This is a genomic window from Micromonospora sp. DT4, assembly GCF_049841675.1.
GTDB lineage: Bacteria > Actinomycetota > Actinomycetes > Mycobacteriales > Micromonosporaceae > Micromonospora.
The window spans coordinates 1-8,839 of record NZ_JBNCKT010000085.1; the positions used below are offsets into that span (position 1 = coordinate 1).

Sequence of the window (8,839 nt, forward strand, 5' to 3'; positions counted from 1 at the left end):
CGGGTGGATCGTCATCGACCTGGACGCCACCTTGATCACCGCGCACTCGGACAAACAGGGCGCGGCGGTGACGTTCAAGAAAGGGTTCGGTTTCCACCCGCTCGGGGCATGGTGCGCGAACACCGCCGAATCCCTCGCGATGCTGCTGCGCGAAGGCAACGCCGGATCCAACACGGTCAGTGACCACATCCGGGTCCTCGCCGACGCGATCGACCAGATCCCCGCCCGCTACCGCCGGAAAATCCTGGTCCGCGTCGACGGCGCCGGCGCCACCCACGACTTCCTCGAACACCTCCACCAGTTGAACACCGCGTTCCGCACCGTCCGGTTCACCGTCGGCTGGACCATCACCGACGCCGACGAGACCGCGATCGCCGCGCTGCCCGCCGACGCCTGGACCGACTCGCTACGCCAGAACGGCGAAGCGACCGCGACCGCCGGGGTCGCCGAACTGACCGGCCTCGACACCCGCGCCGAGAAATGGCTTCCCGGGCTGCGGCTGACCGTGCGCCGGACCAAACCCGCCGCACGACACGAGAAGAACCTGACCGATCTGGAACGCGCCACCGGCTGGCGGTACGCCATCGTCGCCACCGACATCACCCGCATGTGGGGCATTCCTGGCTCACATCACCCGCAATGGCTCGACGCCCTGCACAGAAGTCACGCCGCGGTAGAAGACAGAGTGCGCACCAACAAGGCCATGGGCCTGCGCAACCTGCCCTCAAAGGACTGGACCGTCAACCGTGGCTGGGTCCTCGCCGCCAACATCGCCGCCGACATCACCGCCTGGACCAGGCTGCTCGGCCTGCACGACCAACCCGACCTCGTCAACGCCGAACCCGAAACCCTGCGTTACCGGCTGCTGCATCTACCCGCCACCCTCAGCAGCCACGCCCGGCAACGCGTCCTGAAAATCCCCGAAACCTGGCCCTGGACCACCGCGTTCACCCTCTGCTGGCAACGCCTGAACGCCCTACCCGCACCCACCTGAGCAGCAACAACCGTCTCAGCGAGCCAGAGAGGGCCGCTCCCGGACATCGGAGACCCGGGCATACCGTCGTGACAGACGGCATCCCCACACCACACCACAGGGGACAAAACGGTCAAGCCGAAAGCCCTGCCGAGGGATCAAACACCCCTGACGAATCGAGGCCAGGTGTCGTCCGCCCGCCGGATTCTCCGAACCGCCTCACGGACAACATACGGCCGCTGAGTCCCGCTGTGGCCGGTCGACCTGAGCTCAAGCGTCAGCTCGTAGCGAAGTCGCGAATGGTTGACATCGGCTGTGTCCCCAAACGCGTCGGTGACCGACCTATCCAGCAACACTTCCACAGCGAACGACATCACCTCGACCGAGGAACCGTCGGTGTGTTTGTGAAATAGGTCCGCGATGTCGCCGCGCATGTACTGGGCGGCTTCGAGAACCCGGTCGCCGGCCAGCCGGCCGAGGAACTGGATGGCGTCGAACAAGTTCGACTTGCCTGCCGCATTTCGTCCAATGATGACAAGGAAGGGCGGGATATCCAGCGAGAAATCCCGGAAAGACTTGAACCCGTCGATCTCGATTCGCGTCAGCATCCCGCCCGTCCTCAGAGTGCCGGTGGGGTGAACGTGCCGACCGCGGACTCCAACGCGGCCGCGACCCGGTACATCCGGTCGTCGGCCATCGTCGGGGCCATCACCTGCAGGCCCACGGGCAGCCCCTCGGAGAGACCACACGGCACCGAGATGCCCGGCCCGCCGTACAGGTTGGTCGGGATGGTGAACAGGTCGGCCAGGTACATCTGGTACGGGTCGGCGGTACGCGCGCCGATCGGGAAGGCCGTGAACGGGGTGGTCGGCGAGATCAACGCGTCGACCCGCTCGAACGCGGCCGTGAAGTCCCGCGTGATCAGCGTACGAACCTTCTGCGCCTGCCCGTAGTACGCGTCGTAGTAACCCGACGACAGCGCGTACGTGCCGATCATGATGCGGCGCTTCACCTCGGGGCCGAAGCCGGCCTCGCGGGTCAGCGACATGACCTCCTCCAGCGACCGGTTGCCGTCGTCGCCGACCCGCAGGCCGAACCGGACGCCGTCGAACCGGGCCAGGTTGGAGGAGCACTCGCTCGGGGCGATCAGGTAGTACGCCGGCAGCGCGTACGCGAACGTCGGGCAGGAGACCTCCACGACCTCGGCGCCCATCTTGGTCAGCGCGTCCACCGACTCGCGGAACGCGGTCATCACGCCCGCCTCGGCGCCCTCGCCGACGAACTCGCTGACGATGCCGAGCCGTACGCCGGTCAGGTCACCGGTCGCGCCGAGCTTCGCCGCCGCCACCACGTCCGGCACGGGCTGCGGGATCGACGTCGAGTCGCGCGGGTCGTGCCCGCCGATCACCTGGTGCAGCAGGGCCGCGTCGAGGACGTTGCGGGCACACGGGCCGGGGGTGTCCAGCGACGAGGAGAACGCCACCAGGCCGTACCGGGAGGTGCCGCCGTAGGTGGGCTTCGCCCCGACGGTGCCGGTGACCGCGCCGGGCTGCCGGATCGAGCCACCGGTGTCCGAGCCGATCGCCAGCGGTGCCTCGTACGCGGCCAGCGCGGCGGCGCTGCCACCACCCGAGCCACCCGGGATGCGGCTCAGGTCCCACGGGTTGTGCGTCGGGCCGTACGCCGAGTACTCGGTGGAGGAGCCCATGGCGAACTCGTCCATGTTCGTCTTGCCCAGCATCACGGTGCCGGCGTCGCGCAGCCGCTGCACGATCGTCGCGTCGTACGGCGGACGCCAGCCTTCGAGGATCTTCGAGCCGACGGTGGTCGGCACGCCACGGGTGGCGAGCACGTCCTTCACCGCGACCGGCACACCCGCGAGGGGGCCCAGCACCTCGCCGGCGGCGCGCCGCTCGTCCACGGCGCGGGCCGCGGCGAGCGCGCCGTCGGTGTCCACGTGCAGGAAAGCGTGCACCCGGTCGTCGACCGCGGCGATCCGGTCCAGGTGCGCCTGGGTCACCTCGACGGCGGAGGTCTCCCCGCCGGCGACCAGGGCGGCGATCTCCGTCGCGGTCATCTTCGTCAAATCGCTCATGCCGTCACTCCGCTTCGCTCCGCGACGCCATGAGGCACCACAGCGCTGCACTGTTGATTCGCTCGCTGGCGCTCGCTCATGACGCAACGTCCTCGCTCAGAATCCGGGGGACGCGGAACCGCTGGTCCTCGGCGTCCGGCGCGCCCGACAGCGCCTCCTGCGGGGTCAGGCACGGCGTGACGACGTCCTCTCGGAAGACGTTGGTCAGCGGCACCGAGTGCGAGGTCGGCGGGATGTCCGCGGCGGCGACCTCGCCGACCTGGGCGACCGCCTGGAGGATCACGTCGAGCTGGCCGGCGAACGTGTCCAGCTCCTCCTCGGTGACGGCGAGCCGCGACAGGCGCGCCAGGTGCGCGACCTCCTCGCGGGAGATGGCGGCCATCCGTGCCCCCTTCTGATGTCCTGCTGGTCGGGCGGTGTGCCGGCCGCGCGGCGGGTGTAGCGTGACGCGCGGTGACCGGAGCGAGTCTATTGTTCCGCCCCCTGCGCCGGCTGCTCGGGTGGGTCAGCGCGTCAGTCGGCGGCCGGCGTCCGGCTCCGGACCGCCGCTGGGGCGGACCGGCCGGTAGCGGGCCAGCCAGGTGACCAGCTCCTCGGCGGGCATCGGGCGGGCGTAGAACCACCCCTGCGCCGCGTCGCAGCCGGCCGCGTACAGCATCCGCCAGGTCCGCTCGTCCTCCACGCCCTCGGCGACCACCCGCAGGCCCAGCGCGCCCGCCAGCTCGATCGTCGAGCGGACGATCGCCGCGTCGTCGGCGTCCTCGGCCATGCCGAGCACGAACGACCGGTCCACCTTCACCTCGGACAGCGGCAGCCGGCGCAGGTGTTGCAGCGACGAGTACCCGGTGCCGAAGTCGTCCAGCGCGATGGCCACCCCGATCTGGTGCAACCGGGAGATGGTGGCCAGCACCCGGCGCGGATCGGCCATCAGCGCTCCCTCGGTGATCTCCAGTTGCAGCCGCTCGGCGGGCACCCCGTAGCGGGCCAGCCGGTCGGCGATCTGGTCGGCGATCTCACCGGTGTGCAGGTCGCGCACACTGACGTTGAGCGCCGCGCGCAGCCCGATGCCGGCCGCCGACCACTTGGCGAGCTGCTCCACCACGTCGTCCACCACCCGGCGGGTGAGCAACCGCATCACCGCACTCTGCTCGGCGACCCGGATCAGCTCCTCCGGATCGACCATGCCCCGACGCGGGTGCCTCCAGCGCAGCAGGGCCTCGACACCGACCACCTCGCCGGTCGCGATGGCGATCTGCGGCTGGTAGTACATGGTGATCTCACCGGCGTCGTCGACCAGCTCGCCGCTGTCGCGTACCCACCGGGTCGGCTCGATCACCCGCTCGCCCGGAGCGGACCCGCCGTCGCCCCCCGGGTGGTGGTCGCCCTCCGGCGGCAGCGCGCCGCCGTTCGGCGAGCGCCGCCCGTGACCGCCGGTACGCCGGTCCCGGCTCGGGCCCGGACGGGTGCCCGGAATCGTCGCGCGGCTGTTGCGGCCCCGAATCGGGTCGGCGCCGGTGGCGATCCGGTTGATCAACTCATCGGCGTGCGCCGACTCGCCGCCGGCGCGCCGACGGCGACCCCACCACCGCCCGCCGGTCGGCGGCGCAGCGGCGATCACCGGCGCGGCCCCGGCCGGCAGCGCGGCACCGTCACCGCCGCGCACCTCGGCCTCCACCGCAAGGGGTACGTCTGCCGTCCGCTCCGACCCACCCGGCTCGGCGTCGCTCACGGGTACGGCGTGGCCTGCTTGTGTGGCGTGAGTCGCTGGTGCGGCGTGGGTGGCTTGGGCGGCCTGGTCAGCCGCGTCGGCGTGGCTCGCCTCGTTGGCGGACGAGCCGGACTCGAGCACCCGGCGGAGGTCGGCGAGGAGCCCGAGACGCTCGGCCGAGTTGTGGTCGGACTCCGGGGCGTACACGGCGACCGTGTCGTTGCGGTGCTTGGCGTCGTACATCGCCACATCGGCGTGCCGCATCAGGGTGGCGAAGTCCTCGCCGTGCTCGGGAAAGAGGGCGATCCCGATGGAACCTCCGACGTCGAGCGGCAGCCCGTCCAACGGCACCGGCTCGGCCAACGCCCCGACCACGCGATCGGCCAGCTCACGCGCCTGGCTGACATCGGTCAGCCCGGTCATCACGATGGCGAACTCGTCCCCACCCAGCCGGGCGATCATCTGCGGCCGGGGCTCCACGTCCGCGAGGCGGGCACTGACCTCGACCAGCAGCCGGTCGCCGACCGCGTGCCCGAGCGCGTCGTTGACGTTCTTGAAGCGGTCCAGGTCGATGAGCAGCAGCGCCAGATGTCCGCCGGGCTCGCCCCGGGCGATCCGCTCGGAGTGCAGGTGGACCTGCTCGGCCACCTCGGCCAGCAGCGCCTTGCGGTTCGGTAGCCCGGTCAGCGGGTCGGCGGCGGCGAGGTGCTGCTGCTCGACGGTCAACCTGGCCATCCGGTACACGGCGAACAGCGGCACCAGCACCAGCGGGATCAGCGCCGCGCTGAGACGGGCGGCGGCGACCAGCACCGGCGCGAGCAGCAGCAGCGAGCCGGTGGAGAGCAGTTCGAAACCGACGCCCTGGCGGACGGTGGGCCACCAGCGGTCACCGAAGCGCAGCCGTACCGCCCAGCTCACCAGACCGTAGTTCACCACGAACCAGGCCAGCGTCGCGCCGCCGACGGCGACCACCTCGGTCCAGTGCAGTCGTCCCCCGGAGAAGATGACGCCCGGCCCGAGCCGGATGACGCCGTACGCGGCGGCGAGCGCGCAGGCGTACTGGCCGACGTTGAACGCGGTCCGCCACCCGGCGTTGCCCATCCGCCAACCGGAGACGATCACCCCGACGGCCTGCACCGCCACCGCCGGGCCGAGCCCCCAACCGAGCAGGATCGCGAAGGTGAAGCAGGTGGACGGGAACACCGCCGAGGTCTGCCGCCGCCCGGGTGGGACGAACGGTCGCGCGTCGCAGAACAACGCGAGCACGGCCATCGTCCAGAACGCCCCCGGCAGGCGGGACAGCTCACCGGGGAGCGTCGTGAGTGGACCCGTGGCGGTCAGCGCGGCCACCACGAGGATGCCGACGACGAAGGTGGCGAACGGCGCCGCCCGCCCAGGTGGGAGGGAGTTGCGCGGGTCGGCGACCTCCATCACACCTCCCGAGGAACGGTCGACGTGTCGGTGGGCACGCCGTGACCCAATGAAACGCCCTCGGCCCCGGGTTTCCCGGTATGACAGTCACGAATCGGTCGTAGTCGTAATTAAGTTGGTATACGCGGCGGCCACCTCGGCGCGTGGCGGCGTCAGCCCTCGACTCGGGCGACCTCCCGCGCGGCGTCCGGACCCGCGTCCAGCAGCAGCCGGAAACCGTCCTCGTCGAGCACCGGCACCTTGAGGCTGGCCGCCTTGTCGGCCTTGGACCCCGGGTTGTCCCCCACGACCACGAAGCTCGTCTTCTTGGAGACCGACCCGCTGACCTTGCCGCCCCTGGTCTGCACGGCCTCGGCGGCCTGGTCCCGGGAGAAGTTGGCGAGGGTGCCGGTGACCACGACGGTCAGCCCCTCCAGCGGACGCGGACCCTCGTCGACCGCCTCCTCGGCCATCCGTACGCCCGCCTCGGCCCACTTGCGGACCACCTCGCGGTGCCAGTCCACCGCGAACCACTCGCGGATGCTGGCCGCGATGGTCGGCCCGACCCCGTCGACCGAGGACAACTCCTCCTCGCTGGCGGCGTCGATGGCCTCCATCGAGCGGAAGTGCCGGGCCAGCGCCTGGGCGGCCGTGGGGCCGACGTGCCGGATGGAGAGCGCCACCAGCACCCGCCACAGGTCGCGTTCCCGGGCGACGGCCAGGTTGTCGAGCAGCTTGACCGCGTTGGAGCCGAGGCTGCCGTCCTTGTTGACGAAGAACGGCGACCGGGACAGCTGGTCGGCGTCGAGCTGAAAGAGGTCACCCTCGTCGGCGATGATCTCCGCGTCCAGCAGCGCCGCCGCACCCTTGTAGCCGAGCACCTCGATGTCGAACGCGCCACGGCCGGCGAGGTGGAACACCCGCTCGCGGAGCTGGGTCGGGCAGCTGCGGGTGTTGGGGCACCGAATGTCGACGTCGCCCTCCTTGGACGGCGCGAGCGGGGTGCCGCAGGACGGGCAGCTCGTCGGCATGACGAACGGGCGGGCGTCGGCGGGCCGCAGGTCGACCACCGGGCCGAGCACCTCGGGGATCACGTCGCCGGCCTTGCGCAGCACCACCGTGTCACCGATCAGCACGCCCTTGCGCTCCACCTCGCGGGCGTTGTGCAGGGTGGCGAGCGCGACGGTCGAGCCGGCCACCCGCACCGGCTCGAGAACGGCGAACGGTGTGACCCGACCGGTACGCCCCACGTTGACGTCGATGTCGAGGAGCTTGGTGGTGACCTCCTCGGGCGGATATTTGAAGGCGATCGCCCAGCGTGGCGCCCGGCTGGTCGAGCCCAGACGACCCTGGATGGAGACCGGGTCGACCTTGACCACCACACCGTCGATCTCGTGCTCGACGTCGTGCCGGTGCTCGGCGTAGTAGGCGATGTACTCCGCCACGCCGGACAGGTCCGGCACGACACGCCACCGGTCACTGGTCGGCAGCCCCCACGCCTTCAGCGCCGCGTACGACTCGGACTGGGCCGTGGGCTGGAAGCCCCGACGGGCCCCGATGCCGTGCACCACCAGCCACAGTGGCCGGGAGGCAGTGATCCGTGGGTCCTTCTGCCGCAGGCTGCCGGCGGCCGCGTTGCGGGGGTTGGCGAACGGGACCTTGCCCTGCTCCACCAGACCCGCGTTGAGGTCGGCGAACCCGGCGATCGGGAAGTAGATCTCGCCCCGGACCTCCAGCAACTCGGGGATCGTCGGGAACTCGGCGGACGGGGTGAGCTGGCCGGGTACGTCCCGAATGCTGCGCACGTTGGCGGTGACGTCCTCGCCGGTGCGGCCGTCACCCCGGGTGGCCGCCCGAACCAGCCGACCGGCCTCGTAGGTCAGGTTGATCGCCAGACCGTCGACCTTCAACTCGCACAGGTAGGGCACCGGCCCGCCGGCGTCCCGCTCGACCCGCTCGGCCCAGGCCGCCAACTCCTCGTCGGCGAAGGCGTTGTCGAGGGAGAGCATCCGCTCGGCGTGCGTGACCGGGGTGAAGTCGGTGGAGAACGTGCCGCCCACCCGCTGCGTCGGCGAATCCGGCGTACGCAGCGCCGGGAACTCCTCCTCCAATGCCTTCAACTCGCGCAACTGCTTGTCGAACTCGGCGTCGGTGATGATCGGCGAGTCGAGCACGTAGTAGCGGTACTGATGTTCGGTCAGCTCGCCGCTCAGCGTGGCGTGCCGCTCCCGCGCCTGCGGCGTCGGCTCCGCGCCGGCCGCCGCCTCCTGAGCCGGGCTGACCTGTTGACCGATCTGCTCCTCGGACACCCCGCCACCTTCGGACACGCCTGCGACCTCCCTGATCACGCTACTAAGGCACGGTATCGGTCCGGGGTGACAATCCGCCGCCCACCCGCGCCACCGCCGCCCACCCCACCGCCACCGCGCCACCGCCACCGCAACCGCGCCACCGCCACCGGCGGCACCCGCACACCTGCGCCCGCGCCAGGCGTCACCGCTGCACGGCGACAACGGCGACCCGACCTACCGATACCCCCATTGCGGCGACCTGGAGTCGATCATGCGCGCGAGCCCGGACGGGCTGCCGTGTCGCGCGGCCCCCGCTGCCGTCGTCGGACGGCCATGCCGGTCGCCGGACGGCCATGCCAGTC

At 71.1% G+C, this 8,839-nt stretch carries 6 protein-coding genes; 1 reads left to right on the forward strand and 5 read right to left on the reverse strand.

The window, feature by feature from the left end:
* A partial coding sequence (locus tag ACLQ24_RS21330; RefSeq protein WP_425893472.1) for an IS1380 family transposase occupies positions 1-994 on the forward strand: 994 nt, incomplete at its 5' end.
* Between the two features lie 137 nt (positions 995-1,131).
* Here the strand turns inward: ACLQ24_RS21330 and ACLQ24_RS21335 are convergent.
* From ACLQ24_RS21335 to ligA, 5 genes are all read right to left on the reverse strand, one after another.
* Positions 1,132-1,581: an AAA family ATPase gene (locus tag ACLQ24_RS21335; protein WP_425893473.1), complete on the reverse strand. Its 450-nt coding sequence runs from the start codon at positions 1,579-1,581 to the stop codon at positions 1,132-1,134.
* 11 nt (positions 1,582-1,592) lie between these two features.
* Positions 1,593-3,068 carry an Asp-tRNA(Asn)/Glu-tRNA(Gln) amidotransferase subunit GatA gene (gatA, locus tag ACLQ24_RS21340; protein WP_425893474.1) on the reverse strand — a complete coding sequence of 492 codons (1,476 nt, stop codon included), beginning with the start codon at positions 3,066-3,068 and terminating at the stop codon, positions 1,593-1,595.
* A gap of 76 nt (positions 3,069-3,144) precedes the next feature.
* Positions 3,145-3,450, reverse strand: coding sequence for an Asp-tRNA(Asn)/Glu-tRNA(Gln) amidotransferase subunit GatC (gene gatC, locus ACLQ24_RS21345; RefSeq protein WP_088991147.1), 306 nt, complete (start codon positions 3,448-3,450; stop codon positions 3,145-3,147).
* A gap of 123 nt (positions 3,451-3,573) precedes the next feature.
* Positions 3,574-6,207 (reverse strand): putative bifunctional diguanylate cyclase/phosphodiesterase, encoded by a 2,634-nt coding sequence (locus ACLQ24_RS21350; protein WP_425893475.1) that lies wholly within the window; start codon positions 6,205-6,207, stop codon positions 3,574-3,576.
* Between the two features lie 152 nt (positions 6,208-6,359).
* Positions 6,360-8,495, reverse strand: coding sequence for an NAD-dependent DNA ligase LigA (gene ligA / locus ACLQ24_RS21355; RefSeq protein ID WP_425893476.1), 2,136 nt, complete (start codon positions 8,493-8,495; stop codon positions 6,360-6,362).
* Positions 8,496-8,839: the final 344 nt, after the last annotated feature.